Annotated in this window: 23 protein-coding genes; 13 read left to right on the top strand and 10 right to left on the bottom strand. The window is 42.6% G+C overall.

The features are described from left to right. From B5X60_RS18415 to B5X60_RS17445, 3 genes are all read left to right on the top strand, one after another. A partial coding sequence (locus tag B5X60_RS18415) for a hypothetical protein (RefSeq protein WP_079703902.1) occupies positions 1–241 on the top strand: 241 nt, incomplete at its 5' end. A gap of 862 nt (positions 242–1,103) precedes the next feature. Further along, a complete protein-coding gene (locus B5X60_RS17450) occupies positions 1,104–2,528 on the top strand; it encodes an MATE family efflux transporter (protein ID WP_079704022.1) in 1,425 nt (474 codons plus the stop codon). 107 nt (positions 2,529–2,635) lie between these two features. Further along, entirely contained in the window at positions 2,636–3,445 is an 810-nt protein-coding gene (locus tag B5X60_RS17445) for an alpha/beta fold hydrolase (protein ID WP_170878491.1), read from the top strand. Between the two features lies 1 nt (position 3,446). On the opposite strand, the gene B5X60_RS17440 is transcribed toward B5X60_RS17445, so the two are convergent. From B5X60_RS17440 to B5X60_RS17420, 5 genes are all read right to left on the bottom strand, one after another. Further along, positions 3,447–3,638: a hypothetical protein gene (locus tag B5X60_RS17440; protein WP_079704020.1), complete on the bottom strand. Its 192-nt coding sequence runs from the start codon at positions 3,636–3,638 to the stop codon at positions 3,447–3,449. Between the two features lie 285 nt (positions 3,639–3,923). Next, positions 3,924–4,937: a S41 family peptidase gene (locus B5X60_RS17435; protein ID WP_079704019.1), complete on the bottom strand. Its 1,014-nt coding sequence runs from the start codon at positions 4,935–4,937 to the stop codon at positions 3,924–3,926. 193 nt (positions 4,938–5,130) lie between these two features. Continuing rightward, positions 5,131–5,406 (bottom strand): hypothetical protein, encoded by a 276-nt coding sequence (locus B5X60_RS17430; RefSeq protein ID WP_079704018.1) that lies wholly within the window; start codon positions 5,404–5,406, stop codon positions 5,131–5,133. Between the two features lie 113 nt (positions 5,407–5,519). Then, positions 5,520–5,723, bottom strand: coding sequence for a hypothetical protein (locus B5X60_RS18170; protein WP_139377522.1), 204 nt, complete (start codon positions 5,721–5,723; stop codon positions 5,520–5,522). A gap of 276 nt (positions 5,724–5,999) precedes the next feature. Next, the gene (locus B5X60_RS17420; RefSeq protein ID WP_079704016.1) at positions 6,000–6,185 is read right to left on the bottom strand and encodes a hypothetical protein; all 186 of its coding nucleotides are present in this window, start codon (positions 6,183–6,185) and stop codon (positions 6,000–6,002) included. Between the two features lie 362 nt (positions 6,186–6,547). Between B5X60_RS17420 and B5X60_RS17415 the strand changes: the two genes are divergently transcribed. The 3 genes from B5X60_RS17415 (at position 6,548) to B5X60_RS17405 (ending at position 8,271) form a co-directional block, all read left to right on the top strand. After that, positions 6,548–6,985 carry a hypothetical protein gene (locus tag B5X60_RS17415; RefSeq protein ID WP_139377521.1) on the top strand — a complete coding sequence of 146 codons (438 nt, stop codon included), beginning with the start codon at positions 6,548–6,550 and terminating at the stop codon, positions 6,983–6,985. A 136-nt stretch (positions 6,986–7,121) separates the two neighbouring features. Further along, positions 7,122–7,616, top strand: a complete 495-nt coding sequence (locus B5X60_RS17410) for a protease (RefSeq protein WP_245803558.1) — start codon at positions 7,122–7,124, stop codon at positions 7,614–7,616. A 94-nt stretch (positions 7,617–7,710) separates the two neighbouring features. After that, positions 7,711–8,271 carry a type 1 glutamine amidotransferase domain-containing protein gene (locus B5X60_RS17405; RefSeq protein ID WP_079704014.1) on the top strand — a complete coding sequence of 187 codons (561 nt, stop codon included), beginning with the start codon at positions 7,711–7,713 and terminating at the stop codon, positions 8,269–8,271. 60 nt (positions 8,272–8,331) lie between these two features. Here B5X60_RS17405 and B5X60_RS17400 read toward each other — a convergent pair whose 3' ends face one another. Next, entirely contained in the window at positions 8,332–9,195 is an 864-nt protein-coding gene (locus B5X60_RS17400) for an EamA family transporter (RefSeq protein ID WP_079704013.1), read from the bottom strand. Between the two features lie 179 nt (positions 9,196–9,374). Between B5X60_RS17400 and B5X60_RS18345 the strand changes: the two genes are divergently transcribed. Together B5X60_RS18345 and B5X60_RS17395 are read left to right on the top strand one after the other, a co-directional pair. Then, positions 9,375–9,548: a hypothetical protein gene (locus B5X60_RS18345; RefSeq protein ID WP_170878490.1), complete on the top strand. Its 174-nt coding sequence runs from the start codon at positions 9,375–9,377 to the stop codon at positions 9,546–9,548. 2 nt (positions 9,549–9,550) lie between these two features. Continuing rightward, on the top strand, positions 9,551–10,414 hold the full coding sequence (locus B5X60_RS17395; RefSeq protein WP_221406277.1) for an SPFH domain-containing protein: 864 nt from the start codon (positions 9,551–9,553) through the stop codon (positions 10,412–10,414). Here B5X60_RS17395 and B5X60_RS17390 read toward each other — a convergent pair whose 3' ends face one another. The 3 genes from B5X60_RS17390 to B5X60_RS17380 form a co-directional block, all read right to left on the bottom strand. Next, positions 10,415–11,575, bottom strand: coding sequence for a hypothetical protein (locus tag B5X60_RS17390; protein WP_079704012.1), 1,161 nt, complete (start codon positions 11,573–11,575; stop codon positions 10,415–10,417). Then, complete coding sequence (locus B5X60_RS17385) at positions 11,572–12,549, bottom strand: DUF2157 domain-containing protein (protein WP_079704011.1); 978 nt, start codon at positions 12,547–12,549, stop codon at positions 11,572–11,574. The genes B5X60_RS17390 and B5X60_RS17385 overlap by 4 nt, the downstream gene beginning before the upstream one ends. A 171-nt stretch (positions 12,550–12,720) precedes the next feature. Next, entirely contained in the window at positions 12,721–13,491 is a 771-nt protein-coding gene (locus B5X60_RS17380) for a carboxypeptidase-like regulatory domain-containing protein (protein WP_139377520.1), read from the bottom strand. A gap of 299 nt (positions 13,492–13,790) precedes the next feature. Between B5X60_RS17380 and B5X60_RS17375 the strand changes: the two genes are divergently transcribed. Continuing rightward, the gene (locus tag B5X60_RS17375) at positions 13,791–13,982 is read left to right on the top strand and encodes a cold-shock protein (RefSeq protein WP_079704009.1); all 192 of its coding nucleotides are present in this window, start codon (positions 13,791–13,793) and stop codon (positions 13,980–13,982) included. Between the two features lie 198 nt (positions 13,983–14,180). Next, positions 14,181–14,633 carry a cold-shock protein gene (locus tag B5X60_RS17370; protein WP_079704008.1) on the top strand — a complete coding sequence of 151 codons (453 nt, stop codon included), beginning with the start codon at positions 14,181–14,183 and terminating at the stop codon, positions 14,631–14,633. Positions 14,634–14,739: 106 nt separating this feature from the next. Here B5X60_RS17370 and pckA read toward each other — a convergent pair whose 3' ends face one another. Next, positions 14,740–16,347 carry a phosphoenolpyruvate carboxykinase (ATP) gene (gene pckA / locus B5X60_RS17365; protein WP_170878489.1) on the bottom strand — a complete coding sequence of 536 codons (1,608 nt, stop codon included), beginning with the start codon at positions 16,345–16,347 and terminating at the stop codon, positions 14,740–14,742. Between the two features lie 315 nt (positions 16,348–16,662). Between pckA and B5X60_RS17360 the strand changes: the two genes are divergently transcribed. From B5X60_RS17360 to B5X60_RS17350, 3 genes are all read left to right on the top strand, one after another. Next, positions 16,663–17,199, top strand: coding sequence for a class I SAM-dependent methyltransferase (locus tag B5X60_RS17360; RefSeq protein ID WP_170878488.1), 537 nt, complete (start codon positions 16,663–16,665; stop codon positions 17,197–17,199). Continuing rightward, positions 17,186–17,782, top strand: a complete 597-nt coding sequence (locus B5X60_RS17355; RefSeq protein WP_079704005.1) for a VTT domain-containing protein — start codon at positions 17,186–17,188, stop codon at positions 17,780–17,782. Before B5X60_RS17360 ends, B5X60_RS17355 begins: the two co-directional genes overlap by 14 nt. 89 nt (positions 17,783–17,871) lie before the next feature. Beyond that, complete coding sequence (locus B5X60_RS17350; protein ID WP_079704004.1) at positions 17,872–19,434, top strand: serine hydrolase; 1,563 nt, start codon at positions 17,872–17,874, stop codon at positions 19,432–19,434. The last annotated feature ends 50 nt before the right edge of the window (positions 19,435–19,484 follow it).

Genomic DNA, 19,484 nt, shown 5'->3' with positions numbered 1-19,484 from the left:
AGTTGAGCCAGTCATTGGTACTCTTGTAAACTTCTTAGGAATGAAACGGGTGAACACTATTGGAAGATCTCAGGCGAATAAATGCGTGACCATGGCAGCAATAGCTTACAATCTGAAGAAGCTACTAAAACACAGTTCTGAGAGAGCAAATGACCGACTAAAGCACGCAATTCCATGCCCCATAACCCGTTACACATTGTTTTTTAAGTTGTTAGTCAGATCCAATCAAACTACAATATGAAAACTTCAATTAAGCGAAATACAAACCCGACTTTTATTACGCGCTTGCCTAAAATATCATCATGTTGTGCAACGGTCACTTAGGTCAAAAAGTATGCAAAAACCCCACCGCTGCGCCTGCTGCTTCGAAAGTCACTACTATGGCCTGGCTTTTGCATCCCGCACCAGCCAATGCGGAAAAAAGGGAAACGGAGATTCAGTGGGTTGGCCTAAGAAGCGTACACATAGTCTAACTGATGTAGGTAGTAGTTCCACCCTTGGTGGATGCTGGCAAACGCAGCCAATAGGATTACTGTGACCGATAGGTACGCTGGGTTGCTGACAGTAATAGCCCTTCTGTCTTTGCAAGTTCCAGAACTCGCCCTCCTGAGATTTGGCAGTAAAGGCGCATTTTAGCCCCATAAGATATTCGTCAAAATTTACCAGCCAACAAGCAACGCAGAAGTGTTATTTAACATTCATTCCAGCAATGACATCCACACGTCTTGGGTTGCGCCCTTGGGGCTAAAGTGTGGATTTACAACAAATATCAGGCAGGCGCGGCTGTTACGTTTTTGTTTGTTGTTTTTTAAGGCACTCGTGTTCTCCCGCTGGTCGGCATGCCTGCTTTCCAGCTGAAGGGACCTCCGGAGGAAGCTTGAGGGCCATTGAAAACAATGAAACGACCGAAAAAAGTATGTGCACTTCCTCCGGCACAAGGCGGAATAATTATGTTACTGAGTACAATGATGTTACTGAGTACCCTTACTGCACCGCCGGTAACAGAAAAGTAGTTTGTCGCGAACGCCCCTCCATTTTGTCATATATCTACCTCCGCTCTGAAAGAATCTTTACTACTTTTATAATAACCTTATAAGATTCTAATGACTACTGTTTCAGATAGCCCACCCCCGATAGACCTTAAAGTTTCTGTCTGGCAGCATATTAAAAATGCCATTGCAGGAACCGAAGCGGATTACACCTCGATTCCGATGAAGCGGGCGATATTCCTGCTGGCAGTGCCAATGATATTGGAACTTGTTATGGAGTCAACGTTTGCAGTTGTTGACATATATTTTGTGAGTAAGCTTGGCGCTTCGGCAGTGGCCACTGTTGGACTTACCGAAACCTACCTCTTTCTATTATATTCTATAGCAATGGGACTGGCGATGGCTGTCACCGCAATTATTGCGCGTAGAATTGGAGAGAAAAACAAAGAAAGCGCAGGTACATCGGCTGTTCAGTCGATCATTCTCGCGGTACTAGCGTCAGTTCCCTTTTCCATTGCGGGGATTTTTTTCGCCAAGGATATGCTCGGACTGATGGGTGCTGACCAATGGGCGATAGAAACAGGCTATAGATATACCCAATGGATGCTTGGTGGGAATATGGTAATCATGCTCCTCTTTGTTATTAATGCCATATTTCGCGGTGCAGGCGATGCAGCTATTGCAATGAGGGTTTTATGGATATCTAACGGAATAAACATCATCCTATGTCCTGTATTGATTTCAGGATTCGGACCGATACCGGCAATGGGTATCGAAGGTGCTGCTATCGCTACAAACATCGGGCGCGGCACCGGTGTAATGATACAACTCTGGTTCCTTTTCAGAGGACAGAAACGCATTCAAATAAAACTTTCTGAACTATATTGGGATGCAGTAAGTATGCTGGGTATACTTAAAACCTCGCTTGGAGGGATCGGTCAGATGATCGTAGCAATGACTTCATGGATATTCCTGATGCGGATCCTTGCTGAGGTGGGCAGCGAGGCGGTTGCAGGAGCGACGATAGCCATCCGGGTAATGATGTTTACGATGATGCCTGCCTGGGGTCTTTCTAACGCAGCTGCGACGCTGGTAGGGCAAAATCTGGGAGCCAGAAATCCCGTCCGGGCTGAGACTGCTGTATGGAAGACTGGAACTTATAACATGATCTACTTGGTGATAGTATCTGTGGTATATTTTACTTTCAATGAATCGCTGATGCGCATATTTACAGATGATAGCAGAGTAATCGCTATTGGAGCAGAATGGCTGCGTATCCTTTCATTCTCTTATTTTGTTTATGGATGGTGGATGGTTTCAACAGCAGCCTTTAATGGTGCGGGCGATACAAAAACCCCGACTTACATTAACCTGGTATTCTTCTGGCTGATCCAGATCCCACTTTCATGGTACCTGGCGATCTCTCTGGGATGGGAGCAGACAGGCGTGTTCTGGGCCGTATTCTTCTCGGAAACGTCGGTGGGCTTATTTACTTTGTGGTTGTTCAGCAGGGGGAAATGGAAGACGGTTAAGGTTTAGGGGAGAGTTGAGAGTTGAGAGTTGAGATGAACAGTAAATTTAAAGATAGATTTGTTGGGATGGCTTGGAAATACAAATATTCGTTTTTTATAATAATACTTAGTACGATGGCTGGTATACAAAATAGCATTGCTCAAACGGTGGGTAATTATGCCATGGTAAATGGCCTAAATATGTATTATGAAGTTCATGGTACGGGGAGCCCGATTGTGCTGATACATGGGGGCGGGTCTACATTGCATACTAATTTTGGTACGATAATCCCGATGCTGGCCAAAAAATACAGGGTAATTGGGGTGGAATTGCAGGCTCACGGGCACACCGCCGACAGAGCCACACCTTCAAGCTTCACACAGGATGCGGACGATGTAGCAGCGCTTTTGAAGCACCTTGATATCCCCACTGCCGATATACTGGGATTTAGTAACGGTGGTAACACTGCCATGCAAATTGCAATCCGCCATCCGGAACTTGTAAGGAAACTCATAGTGGCCTCTTCATTCTACAAAAGATCTGGAATGCCTGCGGGATTCTGGGACTTTATGAACAAGGGGACTTTTGCTGATATGCCACAGGTTTACAAAGATGAATATTTAAAGATCAATCCCAATCCCGCGGGGCTAATGGCGATGTATAGCCGGGATGCCGTCAGGATGCAAACCTTTAAAGATTGGACGGATGAAGATCTGAAGTCTATAAAAGCACCTGCACTAATTGTGATTGGCGATCAGGATGTTATGTATCCTGAACATGCTGTTGAAATGTCTCGTGTGATTCCAAACGCCAGGCTTGCCATTCTGCCGGGTAACCACGGAAGTTATATGGGTGAAATCTTGTCAGCCGGAGCTGCCGGCAAAATGCCGATGTTGTTTATTGAAATGGTAAGCGAGTACCTTGCTGAACCAGCTAAAAACTAGGTTATTTCTTTGCCACGCCAATTTTCTTTACGGGCATGTTATAGCTGTATGGAGAGTTAGGATCTAGTTCAGCAACCAATATTTGTGATGTCCTGCCTGGCTTAACAACCGGCATGGTAAAATGCTGCGAAGGAGCAGGCTGAGCTTTCTCAATATATAACTTCCCTTTTTGACGTGATAATGTTAAAGGCACATGATTCCCAAAAGGAGATTTTTCACCTTGTTGAGCAGACGGCAGTGGTTGTACTCTAAGATCCGATTTGGCGATCTCCGTGAAGGTCTATTTAGTGGGTGAAAATGGAACAAAGCCGGGAATAGTATTCTGAGCCATTAAAACAGATGGTATCGAAACGATTGCTGCAAAAGCAAGCTTTTGAATGCCTGTTTTCATAAGTTGATTAATATGTGTTAATAAATGTAGGAATATTATTTAAATGGAAGGCCTTTTATTATACACCTCCCACCTCTGACCTCCGATCTAAAACTCTCTAAACCATTTCATTGCTCTCTGGATCTTCGCATCCTGTAAAAGATCTATAAAATTATCTTCATCAATCATCTCAATATCCGGAGAAACATAATCGTAGTAGACTTTTCCGTTACGGTCGGCGATGAAAGCTGACGACAGTGCGAGATAGTAGTCACCCAGCTTAAACTCGGAATTCAAGGTCGTAAGGCCATATGTGTTTTCACCGATAAATACGGTGTTTTCTCTGCCCTTAAATGCCACAGCAAGTATTTCTCCAGCGCTTGCTGTAATTTGGCTGGTCAGAATTACGATCTTCAGATTTTTGTTGGGCTGGCATTTACTTTTAACGCTCGCTACAACTGCCTTGTTCTGATAGTATTTGCCATTCTCTACCTTCCATCTATTGGATAGATTCCCTTTCAGATTGCTGTTATAGCCAATGAATTTACTGCCGAATAGCTGATGCAGGCCGGTGAATAATGGATAGATGCTGCCGCCTTCGTTTAGCCGGAGATCGACTACCAAACCTTTGATATCTTTAAGACCCAAACTGCAGAGACTGTCCTGAATCTGTTGGGAGACCTCGTGTATATTCTTGTTGCCGCCAGGGACAAGGATATAGCCATATCCGTTTGCAAGCATCTCGGTTTTGATACCCTTAGGGCCGTTCTTAAGGGCCTCCTTGAGGACTGGCCTAACTTTATCAATGCTCAACCCGGGACCAGGAGCCCTAACCAGCATTTTTCCTTTGTAAAGAAGCATAGCATGCTTGTCGTTAATAGCTTCAAAAAGCCGCTGAACCTTGCGTTGAAATGCTGAATCGGGATGCTTATCTGAACCACTTAGTACATCTTTTCCGAGACCTTCCCAATTTATTTCATTCCGGTACACAGAATATTGCCGGGCTTTGGAAAAGATGTCCAGCAGGACGTCCAGTGGTTGTGATGCACTTGTTGCCTCTGTTTGAGCTGAGGCGGAACTTACGATTAGCGGAAACAGTAAAACAAGAATTATTTTATACACTCTTAGAAATTTAATGATAAAGGTAGGTAAAAATGGAGCAAGCACTGGTTTTGTTAGTGACAACTGTCTGGAAGTATTACGTCGTACGTGGAAATGTAACTGCACTGGCTAATTTCAGAGTGCCGGCATTTTATAGAATAATTTTGACATCGGGTACGCCAGCACTTATAACGTAGAACTTACAACCTACAACTCAAAATCCTACCCCTGCTGAAAACATCATCCCGCTTTTCCTGGGCGTATCCGCGCTGAAAACCTTAATCTGGGAGAATGTAAGTACGAGATTCATATTTGAGGCAAGTTTAAGTCCACTGTAACCCACATATACACCGCCGGCAAAATAACCTGGATTATCAAAAATGCGATTTCGATCCCAAATATTCGCTGATGCTGTTAGCGCTCCTTTTTGATACTGGAGCTTGACTCGATTTGTCCAGTTAGCCCTCTTTGTGAGAACCAGGTTTTGCATAACTGCGTCATTGCTGATCGTGAGATTCGGAGCGAATCGATAAGAGATAGTCAGGTTAGTCAAGAAATCAGTGCCCGGACCTGCGATGCTACCTATTTGGTTAAGTTGCGCACCTACCTGGGGGTAATGAGAATCCTTGATCCTATAAAATAACGTTTGTTTAAAACAACAAGAGCATAGTTGAACGGGCCATTATGTTCTGTCAATTCGAACGATTTGAATAGGAGGGCACCCCAATTTCCGCGTGTATTATCATATACCAGACGCATATCAAACGAAGGCTTGCTGTCTGATACAACACCAGTGAAGTAATACATGCTCCCGGTGTTGAACATGTTAGTCAGAGCGAACTTACTAGTTCTTTTTCGGATTAATACAGTGTCGCCGGAAAGAGTATTGGTTTGAGCTTGTGCAAGCTGGCAAAAAGCAATGAATAATATGAGAGTGTGTGTTAACCTAAGATTGTTCCAATACATTTACAAGCTGCCCGAGATATTGGCAAGCAATAAATATAAAAACAATAAGATTAGAACACAGAGATTTTCTGGTCATTCCCGCAAAATATTTCTGATCAGGAGCGCCTGACGAAGACTTTACGCTACATTCTTCCTGTTGAGATATTGCTCGATCTTTATCGGGTCGTATCCTACAACCTCAATCGCGGCGTTAACAAGTTCCCTTCTTAAACGAAGCATATCTTCGTTTGAATTATCTGCAGCGTCATTTATAGTAATAACCGGCATTGCTGCCTCTTTGTGTAAGTTTCTATTTTTCAACATCGTTAATAATTGATTAAATCCATACCTGCTGTTTGTCCCACTATTTCAACAGTCTTATTCCTGAATAACAAAAACGTTGCCATATTAATAATATACGTTAAATGCCCATTCAAGGATTACAATATAACGAAAGCAGTATTGAATAATCAATACTAGTGTATTAAAAAAGTGTTAAGGCTGTGTGGCAACGGATAAGGAGAAAATTTGATGGATTCAATAAATTTCAATGTTTAAACCAACTGGCACGCGGCACTAGTTATTTTATTACAAAATCATCCCGGAAATTCATCTCAACTTCATGTTCGGCAGCGACCTTGTGTTAAGTAGCCTGAAGAGGCTTATGGATAATTAAAACTATGACTATGAAAAAGATCCTCATTATTTTAGCCCTTTTTGCAGCATCGGGGACTATGAGTACACAGGCGCAGTATCGCCAAACACCAACTGTTTGGGGCGCAAATGACAATACAGTTTACCGTGATGACCGCGGAGAATACCGGTGGGAAATGCGTGAACGCAGAGTTTGGATACCTGAATACCGCACCCGCGGAATTTTAGGAGTTGGGGGGCGGACAATTCCGGGCCATTATGAAATGAGAAACGAGCGCGTGAAGGTTTATCTGAATGGTGGTAATGGTAAAAAAGGTAAGAAAGGCCATCCGCATGGTATGCCTCCCGGACAGCGGAAGAAAATAGACGGACGTTATGACGAAAGATATGATAGCCGAGATAGACGATACGATGACCGCGACAGACGCTACGATGATCGCGACGACAGACGTTATGATGATCGATATTAACAGAAGTTTTTAGCGGATAATTAAAATTTGTTAGTTGTGAGTGAAAGCCTTCTCCAAATGGGAGAAGGCTTTTTTTTTGAATGCTAAAAAGTATTACCGTTATCTTTGGGGTATGAAAAACTATCAAATACTATTAATGGCATGTTTACTAAGTCTGGCGGCATGCGGCATCAGCAATACAAGTTCATCGAATTCGGTGGTTGATGACAGCGGTCATACAGAAGGTTCAGACTTAAACGACAAGCAGGCTATACAGGGTACGATGCAAATCAAGGATACTATAACCGTAGGTGATCCCGTTGAGCTTAAATTCGTGGTTATTAATTCAGCTGATACTGTTGCAAGGTTTTTAAAATGGTCGACACCTTTTGAGCCACTGGTTAGTAAATACCTCGATATTACCGACGAAGATGGAACGCAAGTAGATTACCGTGGCGCCATGGCTAAGCGTGCGATGCCACCTTCTGAAGAAAGTTATGTCAAATTGAATCCCGGCGACAGCCTCGTAGTAAATGTAAATCTTCTGGAGGGTTATGCTATTTCCAGGGCCGCAAAATACAAGGTTGTGTATGTGGGTGAGGGAATGAGCGGTATTTCAGTAAGAGATAGTGTTTATTTCGTGTATCGATAAGAATAAAAAGAAATTTTTACAAACATCTTCCTTCTATACCCTGTTAATTTTTTAACAGGACACACCTGTCTGACATTTACTAAACGAAATTGTTATGACTAATCTAAGTAATCGAAAGATAGCCATCCTTACCGAGAATGGTTTTGAAGAAGTGGAGTTAACATCTCCAAAGAAGTTTTTGGAAGATGCCGGGGCGCAAGTTGAAATTGTTTCTCCGCAGCATGGAAAAGTGAAGGCGATGAAGGACCACGAATGGTCCATCGAGGTGGAGGTTGATAAACACATCAGTGAAGCTAAAGCCGATGATTATGATGGATTAATGCTTCCTGGTGGGGTCTTGAACCCTGATAAATTACGAATGGATCAGGATGCTATTGCATTTATTAAGGCATTTTTTGATGCCGGTAAGCCGGTAGCAGCTATCTGCCACGGTCCGCAGTCCCTTATCTCTGCAGGAGTTGTAAAAGGCAGAGAAATGACATCTTACCCCGCTATTCGGATTGACCTGGAAAATGCGGGAGCTCTATGGATTGACAGGGCCGTGGTCGTTGATCAGGGTTTGGTTACGAGTCGAAATCCAGGGGACATTCCAGCATTTAATAAAAAAATGTGTGAGGAGTTTGCTGAGGGTGTGCATGCGGGGCAGCACTCTTAAACTGGTTGAAAGTTGAGAGTGGAGAATTGAGAGGAATGCCGGATCGGGTTGACTGTGAAATTAGCCAGGTGGGGCGTTCGTCCGTTTACCTAGAGCGGCGCCTACACTGGCAAAGGTTACCAGTAAGATGGCAATCCATTCGGTTAAAACAAGATGTTCTCCCAGGAATACCAGGGCTGACAACGCAGCGACGGCCGGTTCCATACTCATAAGGATACTAAAGGTACTGGCAGGGAGAAGCTTTAGAGCTTTCATCTCAAGAAGAAAGGGTATTGCACTAGACAGGAGCGCAAGGGCACTTACTGCTACAAACATTTCTGGCCTGAAATTTTGGAAGCCGCCTGACAGAAAGCCGAATGGTATTACAAGGGCGCTGGCAAATATCATCCCTACGGTTACTGCCTGAGTCCCATCCATTATTTTTGAAATACTTCCGCCAAGAAGAATATACCCTGCCCAGAAGCCCCCGGCAAGCAGTGCCAGTAAAGCGCCTACCGGATCAATATTTTCCGCATTCCATGGGGCGATAAGGGCAATTCCACCCGCAGCAAGCACTATCCAAAGGTAGTCTGCGCTGCGTTTTGAGGTGACAACGGCAAGCACAAGCGGGCCGATAAATTCGAGTGTTACGCCCAAGCCAACCGGTATGCGCTCGATAGCCAGATAGAATACCAGGTTCATCGCTCCGAGGCACAATCCATAAGGTATTACTGATTTCCATTGAGCTGACGAAAGCTTACTTAAGTTTGGCCGGAACATTAGGACAAGGAATATTGCTGATAAGCCAATTCGAAGCGATGCGGTAGTTGTAGCACCCAGGACAGGGAAGATACTTTTTGCAATTGCGGCACCCCCTTGTACACTGACAATCGCTAAAAGTACTGCGAGGAAAGGTGGGATATCAAATATTTTCCGCGTTTTCACTAAAATGGAAATGTGGTGGCAAACTTAGGAATATATTTTATTATGATTAAAGGTTGTCAGGGAGCTTTTTCCAGGCGTTTATGCTATTTAATAAAATTGCATTTTCCTGTAAAACAGATGGTTGCAATTGTTTTATTGTGTGGCAGTAACTTTATTATATTTACTTAGCCTAATACCAAATGAAAACATTTATTCTGTTCGTAAAAGTTATTCTGGCGATAGCCTTATTAACTATCGGTGCGGATAATCTAAGTAAGCCATCGAATTTATTGGTGACTTTTGGGATAATTGAAATCTTTCTCGCACTTTTCCTCATTTACAGCCCGCTTAAAACATTCATAAAGCAAATCTAAGTATGGAATTTCAAAACGATGCAGGCAGTATTCTTCTGCGCAAAAAAGTATTAAGAATTGTTGGGATAGTAGTCACGCTGCTTGTTCTGTGGATTGTTCAGCCTTTTACTTACGAGAATATAGATGCTGGTAATGTGGGAATAAAGATTAATCTCTACGGAACTGACCGGGGAGTCGATAATATTACCATCGTAACCGGAAGGGTTTGGTACAATACCTGGACCACCAAGATTATCGAATTTCCAACTTTTACGCAGTCGGTGGATTATGAGCCTTTTGTTGTAACAACCCGGGATGCCGCAGAATTCCAGGTTGACCCAAAACTAAACTATCACATTAACCCCGCGATGGTTCCGCAGATCTATCGGCAATACCGAAAAACACTCGCTGAGATCGAACAGCAATTTATGCGCAATACCATTTACGATGCCTACCGGATTGTTGCCAACTCCTTTACTTCCGATTCGGTAATGTCTAATCGCGAGAAATTCGAAGACAGGATCCAGATACTGCTTACAAAAAACCTTGGTAAAGACGGATTTATTTACGATCAGCTTACCTCTGCTATAAGCCCGCCCGCTTCATTGAGGCAAATGATCGATGAAAAAAATGCTTCCATCCAGGCACGGCTCAAAGCAGAGAACGAAGCTAAGCAAGCTATCGCTGAAGCAACAGTTAGCAAGGCCAAAGCAGAAGGTGAAGCTGCAGCCCTACTGGTTCGCGCGAGGGCAGAAGCAGAAGCAAATCGCCTAAAGCAGCAGTCGCTAACTCCACTGCTCGTACAGCAGCAGGTGATACAGAAATGGGATGGAAAGCTTCCACAATACGGCACGGTGCCGCAGTTCTTTAAGAATGTAGCGCAATAGTCAGAAGCCGCCGCTGGCCCCGCCGCCGCCAAACTTGCCGCCACCCATCTGTGTGCCAGTGTTAGAAGGAGCTCCGCCTATTCCTGAACTTGTTTCAGAAATTAGAAGAGACTCGATCTTTAGCTGATCCATCAGGCTGTCGTTGGAAAGATCCTGATAGGTGATTCCATGTTTAGGGTCTTTTAAATATTTCGTTAGAAACCAGGAAATAAACAAAACCGCGGTTCCGCTTAAGATCAACGCTAATTCTAAAGGCATAACATGATAATAATTGCGAAAAGTGAGCGCCGCCGCGATGCATAGCAACAGGCCGGAGCGTATGAGGATTGTGTCCCTTTTCAGCATTCCCCAATAGATATATGCCAGGGGTACGATCAATGTCCACGTCCAGAATAGTCCCCCAAAAGGAATCGATTCACTTGAGGTTTTGTTTAGCATATCTCCCAGTTCTTTAACTACAAAATAGTTACCTGCTGCATACAAAGTGATCAGACTAATCGCCTGCAGCACGACCATACAGTTCGCATAGAACATTGTAAAACTATATTTCAGGCTTCGTCTGATAAGCCAGTACATCAGCGCGGAAAACAACATGAGTGTAAATGGCATGGTCGCTATCCCCCACGGGCCGATATTTTGCCAGGCAAAAAACAGAATGCCAAGGCAGGAGAGGTAGGCGACCAAACTCATTAACAAATCGGAAAACCGGACGGTAAGGTATAAGCTTAGAATAAATATAAACGTAGCAAAGGCAAGATTGGAATCAAAGCGTGCAGCGTTCGTTAAATCATAATACGCTGCCGCCAGGTAAATAAATGTTATCCATAATAGTGCATCATCTACGCCAGACCTGTAATGAAATTTGTTCTTCACCGTCGTTTGAAGAGCCAAATAATTAAGAATTCCCAGGCAGGCAAGCCAAACGTAACCACCTGAACCACCTAACAGCAAGACGGTGAATCCGGAAATACTCTGGGATATTATGAATGTCAGGATAAACAGGCCTACCCGAATGAAGAAATTGGGGGTGTAGAACCCGACGGGGTATTTCGCCTTTATATTATTAAACTCATTACCTGATACCCGGTCGGCTTCATATTCCTTTTCTACCAAGTCAATGAGAAGAAGATTTGTGAGCCAGGTTTTATTATAGATGATCATCCTGATTTAAGTTTTTTGTTAAGGTCCATCAAGATTACTACAAGACAGAATCCCGACCCGATCAGGTATAGAAAAGCCAGGAGAAGGCTTATGCTTTTATCCATAAAAAATAGGCTTCTAAGCGCAAACCCGCTAATGGCTACATAACTGTAAAGGACTGTAATCATGAGAAAATAGAATGACCGCTGCTTGAAAGAGTTCTGATAAAGAAACCAAGCTAACATACCAAATATGGCAAGCCAGATCAGGGAATAAAGGTAATCGTAATAAAAATATCCTGAAATGATTGCTATAAAGGCGAGATGCACTCCATAGTTATGATAACTGAAGGAGAAATGTTTTTTAAAGTTGTAACTCCGGCTGAAATAAGCTAGTATCAGCAGGAAGAGTCCCAAGGCAAGGTAAGTGTAAAGTGCACGCTCATTGCTAAAATCGCCACTGCGCAAAAGATTCTTCGGCGTAACCGAGATCCCCATCCAAATAGCAAGATTAGCTATTGCCATCGTCAGGATACCCAAATGGTCAAAATAATAGGCAGTCCAGAAAAGAAATACCATCGGAATGAAGGTTGCCATGCCGTACCTGGTACCAAAGACCTCGTATTGAAACTGCATATAGCCTATGAAACTTAAAAAACTTAGCGTGCCGAGTAGGAGGATATAGTCGAACAAGGAACTTGGCGACTCCACTTTTTCAGGACTAAACGGCGATTTGTTCTTATAGCACCACGCAAAACAAGCAATGCATATTAGTCCGATCGCCCCTAGAACAGCCTGATGGCTGATGCTGTCGATATTCTTATAAACCAGGATCCCCAAGCCTGTACTCAGCATCATGACACCCAGGTACAAAAAGGTTTTCAGTTCCCAGTGAATTGAAAAAAATGCTCCTAATTCCTTTTTTTGGATGTTTTCCAGGCTTTTATCGCTGATTAGACCCTGTGCGTGCAAATCTTCGAAAATGGGATTGACCATCTATACCTGGTTATGGATTTAGATCACAATGATAAGAAATAATGCAATAGTATAAATAAATAGGAGTTGTAGGATGATAGCATCAAATCGGATATCAGAATTTATTCGTTACTGTTGAATGTGGTGGGGCAAGGTCGAATGATTGACATATGAAAGGGCAGGTATTCACCCTTACTTAATAAACTCCAGGTACATCCTTTTGATATATCCCACCATCTCATAGTCCGTCATATTCCTCGCTTTAGTCAGCGAAGGCCTGTATTGGATCATGAAGTTTTTCAACGAATCACCACTTAGCTTCGTGAGCTCGATTATTCTGTTTTTAGAAAACATATTATCCACATACTTATCTCTTTCATCCTGTATTAAAGTTTCTTGAAGTCTGGAGGGACGTGTTTTATTCCTGGTGAGGTAGCCGACCACACTTAAAACATCAAGCTTTATCAATGAGGAGGCGCTATACGTGTTATTTCCACGGTGGACGTCAACGTGGCGTGCCATCGATTCTTCAGGCGATTTTACCACGAAAATATCTTTAAAACTAAATCCTTTATAATTGAATTCTGATGCAAACTCTAAACGGTTTTTAAGAGAATCTGCCTTTGTATTTATACGCGACCTGACGAACACCTCGCTGAGTACAATACTGTTTGGCTCAAGAGAGATCTCCGGCGGTGTACTGGAAACGAGCCCGGGATGAAGGGCATTGAAAGTGAAAATATATGGCTTATAACCCAAATGAACTATTCTAATCGTATCGCCAACTTTGGCATTTGATAAAATAAAATTGCCCTTCGCATCAGTAAGGGTCATCGAGCTAGCCCTAACCGTCGCGCCCGATATCGGTTCTTTTGTAACGAGATCCAGTACTCTTCCCCGAAAATTTTGTGCCTGCAAATGCCCTGAAAACATCAGCATTGCAATAAAAGTTATTCGGAACATATGTTCTAGTTTTGATGATACAACCGAAAGTAGATGTTAATAAAATGTCCTTCTAAACTTTAACATACATTAACACAGAAAATTTAATTATTGTCAACATAGTTTTGGACTTTAGATACCAGGCATTAGGTATATAGGGTAACACCACTTGCCTAGGGTCTAAAGCCTAATGCCCTACTCATACTATCTTGTTTGGTTCCATCGTGCATCATGTCTCAAACGCTAAACTAACTTAATGCCTGATAATTAGTTTATTCCGATATTTAGTTGTACCTTGCAGACTTATTAACAAACATATAATGCAACAAGGAACAGTAAAATTTTTTAATGAAACTAAAGGTTTCGGTTTTATCACCCCAAATGATGGTGGCAGTGAAATCTTTGTACACACTTCAGGTCTGATCGATAACATTCGCGAGAATGATACAGTTCAGTATGACGTTGAAGAAGGCCGTAAAGGTCTGAACGCAGTAAATGTAAAAGTAGCTTAGTATACTATATAATTATTTCGTGAAGCATTCTCCATGTTGGAGGATGCTTTTTTATTGACACATTATCTTTTTGTATTGAATATATCTGAATTTCCATGACCGGGATTTGGAATCATTATAAGGAGAAACAAAACAATCAACAGGGTGTTGATTAATAGACTTTCACTATAAAAAAACAGAGGTACGCTAAATTAAACTATGGCTAGATCGACAGAAACATTTAATAAAAAAGAAAAAGAAAAAAAGAGGCTTAAAAAGCAGAAGGAAAAAAGAGAAAAGGCTGAGGAGCGTAAGGAAAATGTGGTGAAGGGAAAAAGCCTCGATGAAATGATGGCTTATGTTGATGAAAATGGAAACATAACATCAACGCCACCGGATCCAACAAAGAAAAAGAAGATCATTACTGAAGACATCCTGATAGCTACTCCAAAACAGGAAGCCATCCAACCGGGTGACCTAATCCGTAAAGGAAAGGTAACTTTCTTCAACGAATCGAAAGGTTATGGATTCATCAAGGACTCAGAAAGCCAGGAAAGCATTTTTGTGCATATTAACGAACTTTCAGAGGCGGTAGGTGAAAATGACAAAGTCACGTTTGAGGTAGAGCCCGGACAAAAAGGAATGACTGCTGTTAGGGTTAAGAAGGTCTAGAATATTTGTCGAATATTAGACTTTAAAAATTATCAATAAATTAAAAGCGTGGCCGGGCTTCCGATTTGGAATCCCGGCCACGCTTTTTTTCTGATATTAACTATTTTCAGGCGTTTACTTTCGGCTGACCAACCGGGCCAGCATTTTTAGTATCTGCATCGGCAAACTCTTCATACTGTTTGAAATTTTCCTGAAATAAGCCGGCAAGTTTATAGGCTTTTTGCAAGTAGTTTGCCGGATCAGCCCAATTGTTTATCGGGTTTAGAATTTCTGAAGGAATACCCGGGCAGTGCTCGGGGATCATTAAACCGAAAACGCTGTCTGCAGTAAAAACACACTTATCCAGCATTCCATCCAGCGCAGCTTTTATCATACTCCGGGTATATGAAAGATTGATCCTTTCCCCTGTACCGTATGGCCCGCCTGTCCAGCCGGTATTTATGAGCCATATATTCACTTCGTTTTCAATGATTTTTCTGCCAAGCAATTCCGCATATCTAACAGGGTGAAGAGGTAAGAATGCCTTGCCAAAACAAGCGGAAAAAGTGGTCTGCGGTTCATTAATTCCCTCCTCTGTGCCAGCGATCTTGGATGTATATCCGGAAAGAAAGTGATATCTCGCCTGTGGTACGCTCAATTTTGAAATTGGAGGCAATACGCCGAAGGCGTCCGCAGTGAGAAAGAATATGTTCTCCGGGACACTTCCTTTGGATGGTACGGCGGCGTTGGCGATGTGATCCATAGGATAAGATACCCTCGTGTTTTCTGTAATAGTGATATCATCGAAATCCGGAACATTAGTTCCTTTAACAAATCCAATATTCTCAAGCAGGGCTCCGGCTTTGATCGCCTCAAAGATTTGTGGCTCTTTCTCAGGGTTTAGCCCTGCAGTCTTTGCGTAGCAGCCGCCTTCAAAATTAAATATCGAATGGTCACCCCAGCCATGTTCATCATCACCGATAAGGTCTCTGTCAGGGTCAGCAGAAAGGGTAGTTTTGCCGGTACCCGAGAGGCCGAAGAAAATTGCAGTATCACCTTTGGCACCTTTATTAGCCGAGCAATGCATAGAAAGTACCCCCTGGGCCGGAAGCAAGAAGTTTAACACCGAGAACATTGCCTTTTTGATCTCCCCGGTATACCCGGTGCCGCCGATTAACACAATCTTTCGGTTAAAGTTTATAATTGAGAAATTCTTTTGTCGTGTCCCATCACGTTCAGGATCTGCCTCAAATCCAGGAGCAGCAATGATTGTCCACTCCGGGTCGATTGATCCAGACACATCCGGCCTTAAAAATAAGTTATGTGCGAACAGATTTTGATAAGCGGTCTCTGTTATCGTTCTGATATTCAAGCGATAAGCAGGTTCCGAGCAAACTGCCCCGTCTCTGACGAAAAGAACTTTACCCTTCAAATAATAAAGCATCTTAGTGTAAATCCTGTCAAAGTCGTCTTCAGCAAATGGGATATTAACATCACCCCACCAAATCGAGTCGGAGGTGATTTTATCCTTCACGATAAACCTGTCCTTAGGTGAGCGGCCAGTAAATTTTCCAGTCATAACAGCCAGAGCACCGGAATTACTTAAAGTGCCTTCTGAGTTATCCAGCGCGATTGTAGTAAGTTCGCCAGGACTGAGCTGATAAAAAAACTCGTGCGCGTGAAGTTGAAGGTAGCCCAGGTCAGGCACCTCATTATTGTTCGTGATTCGTCTCATATCACTTATGTTAGTTTGGTTAGTTGTGGCAAAGCTACATCTAACAATAATATATTCAAATAAAAACTAATTGAAAATCAGCTAGTTGTACTCAGTACACTAAGGTGGTACTCTCTCATTATCAGGGAGATAATTAGGAAAAACGGGGGTAATTTTAAAGAGAACAGTTTAAGTTGAGAGTTCGACAGTTTGAGTTGAGAGTTGACGGTTGATAATGGAGAATTGAGGTTCCATCCCACTTTTTTAGGTATTCGTCACATTAATTTAAAGTTCGAAGTAACTCTTTCTATCATTATGCAGTCAAATGAAATACTTATGAAGACATTCCTTAAAGAAGCCCTAAAAAATATCCGTCAGACCGGATCAGTGATTGAGAGTTCGGCCCATTTGTCGGATATGATGTTGAACGATATCGCATTTGGCAAGAACTTGCATTTCGTTGAACTTGGAGCTGGTACGGGCGCAATGACCAGGTCGCTGCTGAATAAAATGAGTCCATGTTCACGGCTTACCTCTTTTGAAATTAATCCACAGCTCTTTGATAAACTTAATAAATTTAACGATGCCAGGCTCGTAAATGTAAACGACACTGCTACACGGCTGTCTGATTACGTTTCCGATCAATCTGTTGATTATATTATTTCCGGTCTCCCACTTGCTAATATAAGGGTGTCTGAGAAAACAGGCATTCTGGACGCATGTATTCGTATCCTCAAACCTTATGGTTCATATATTCAATTTCAATATTCGCTCAATGATTTCAGGTTGTTGAAGAGGACTTTCGCTGATGTAAATTGTGATTTTACTTTGCGTAACTTCCCTCCCGCTTTTGTCTACTATGCAAGAAAATAGCTTTCCGCCTAACGATAATTTCAAGAGAAATCTCGGTATTGTTTGGATTTTTTTCATCGCTACCTGCATTGTTTTATATGCGATATACGCGCGGGAACTTACTCCTGAGAACATTTCTTCATTTGTTAAGAGATACCAGGGCGGAGTGCTCATATTTTATTTTGCGTTATGTACTATTCGCGGTCTGACAATGATACCCGGAACCCCTTTTCTGCTCGCAGGCATCATTCTCTTCAAGGATAGTCCTTTTTTACTATTAGCAGCGTTTTTAGCCAGTATGCTTGTAACATCTGGATTGATGTTCTACCTCGCTGATAAACTGGGTTTCAGTACTTATTTCGAAAGAAATTATCCTGAAAAAATTCTGCTAGTAAGGGAAAAGCTAAGTGGAAGAAACGGGTTTTTATTTATCACTCTCTGGGCATTTGCGCCATTTACCCCAACCGATCTGGTTTGCTATGTTGCGGGGTCAGTGAGAATGCGGTTTATCAACCTGATTGTACCATTGCTTACAGGTGAAGCCTTTATATGCGGATTCTATATTTTCAATGGACAGTTCCTGCTCGAAAAGTTAATCAATTGAGTTCTCTGGTTTATTAATTGGAGATTAAACATTACTTTAGAAAGCCGTAAAGGATGTACCCTTTTCGGTGATTATTTTGTAATTCTTTTATGTTTCCAAAACGCGTCCTCACATCTTTTGCATTAATTCTTACTTCTTTCGTCGCTACGGCTCAATCGGGTTTGCCTCCCGGGCTGGATCAGTATATTGAAAAGGTTGTTAAGACCTTTGAAGTTCCAGGGCTGAGTGTTTCCATTGTTAAGGATGGTAAGGTACTGCTTGCAAAAGGCTACGGAGTTAAAAAACTGAATACCGATGACAGGGTTGACGGCAACACCCTTTTTTCAATCGCTTCCAATTCTAAGGCATTTACCGGAACGGCGCTTGCTCTCCTTATCGAGGAAGGTAAGTTAAAGTGGGATGACCGTGTAATTCAACATTTGCCCTGGTTTAAAATGGGCGACAATTACATCACAACGAATCTAACAGTGAGAGATTTGCTTGTTCATCAAAGTGGCTTATTGGCTTATTCAGGAGATCTGATGCTATTTCCACCTTCAACGTTTTCACGCAGGGAAATCCTTGAAAAAGTGCAGAAACTGCCCCTTGCTTACGACTTCAGGAGCACTTACGCATATGATAATATTCTCTACCTGGCATGCGCCGAAATTATTAAAGCTGTGAGCGGGCAGGAGTGGGAGGATTTTGTGAAGAGTAGAATTTTTGATAAAGTGGGCATGCCCGGCAGCGTTTCAAGATATTCCGAGTTTGGTACCAGGCCAAATATATCGTTTGCCCATAACCGGATAAATGGAAAAATAACACTGGTTGATGACTACCTCCAGCAAAATACCGGCGACGCCAGTAATGCTGCCGGTGGAATACTATCCAATGCGAATGATATTTCAAACTGGATGATCACCCAGCTTGATTCCGGCCGTACGCCCTCGGGGCTGCAATTATTTAAGCCTGCAACTACCAGGCAGTTATGGAATATTATCAGGCCAATCCCGATCTCAAAAGTATCGGAACGGTTGAAGCCTGCTCAAATGGATTTTTGGGGTTATGCATCCGGGTTCCGGGCTTACAATTACCAAAAACATAAAGTGGTGGGACATGGTGGCAAATTGGCTGGCTTTGTTTCACAGGTTGCCATGGTTCCAGATTTAAAACTCGGCGTGACCGTATTTACTAACCAGGAATCAACGGGAGCATATTGGGCAATAATTTATCATGTAATCGACTTCTATGCAAGGAATGATAAATTCGATTGGATCAACGCTTTTAAAGAGGAGCAGGAAGCATCATTTGCCAGACTAAAGGATTCACAACAGAAAAGTGTTGTTCAGGCCGACCCGGATGGCTTGTTTAACCTTCCGATAAGTAAACTTGCAGGCAACTATCGTGATGCCGTTTATGGCGACGTAAGTTTGAAACCTGCCGGCGATGGAATGAGCATGGAGTTCAAGAACCTTCCTCATTTTAATGGTACTCTTAAGTATTATCAATACAATACCTTCATTTCTACTTTGAAAAACAGAAGTCTTAAAGGGGATGCATACGTTACGTTTTCGTTAAATCCCGACGGCACCGTTGATCAGGTTAAAATGAAGATAATTGACCCTGATTCGGATCATACGTATCAGGATGTATTGCTAAAACCCGTCAAATAGTAATATTCGATGGAAATAGGTCTCCATTCTTTGCTCCTTACTCTTTGCTT

Origin of the sequence: Daejeonella lutea (assembly GCF_900168015.1) — a bacterium.
Lineage (GTDB): Bacteria > Bacteroidota > Bacteroidia > Sphingobacteriales > Sphingobacteriaceae > Daejeonella > Daejeonella lutea.
The sequence above is the reverse complement of the archived record's forward strand: the minus strand, read 5'-3'. Positions and strand labels throughout refer to the sequence as shown.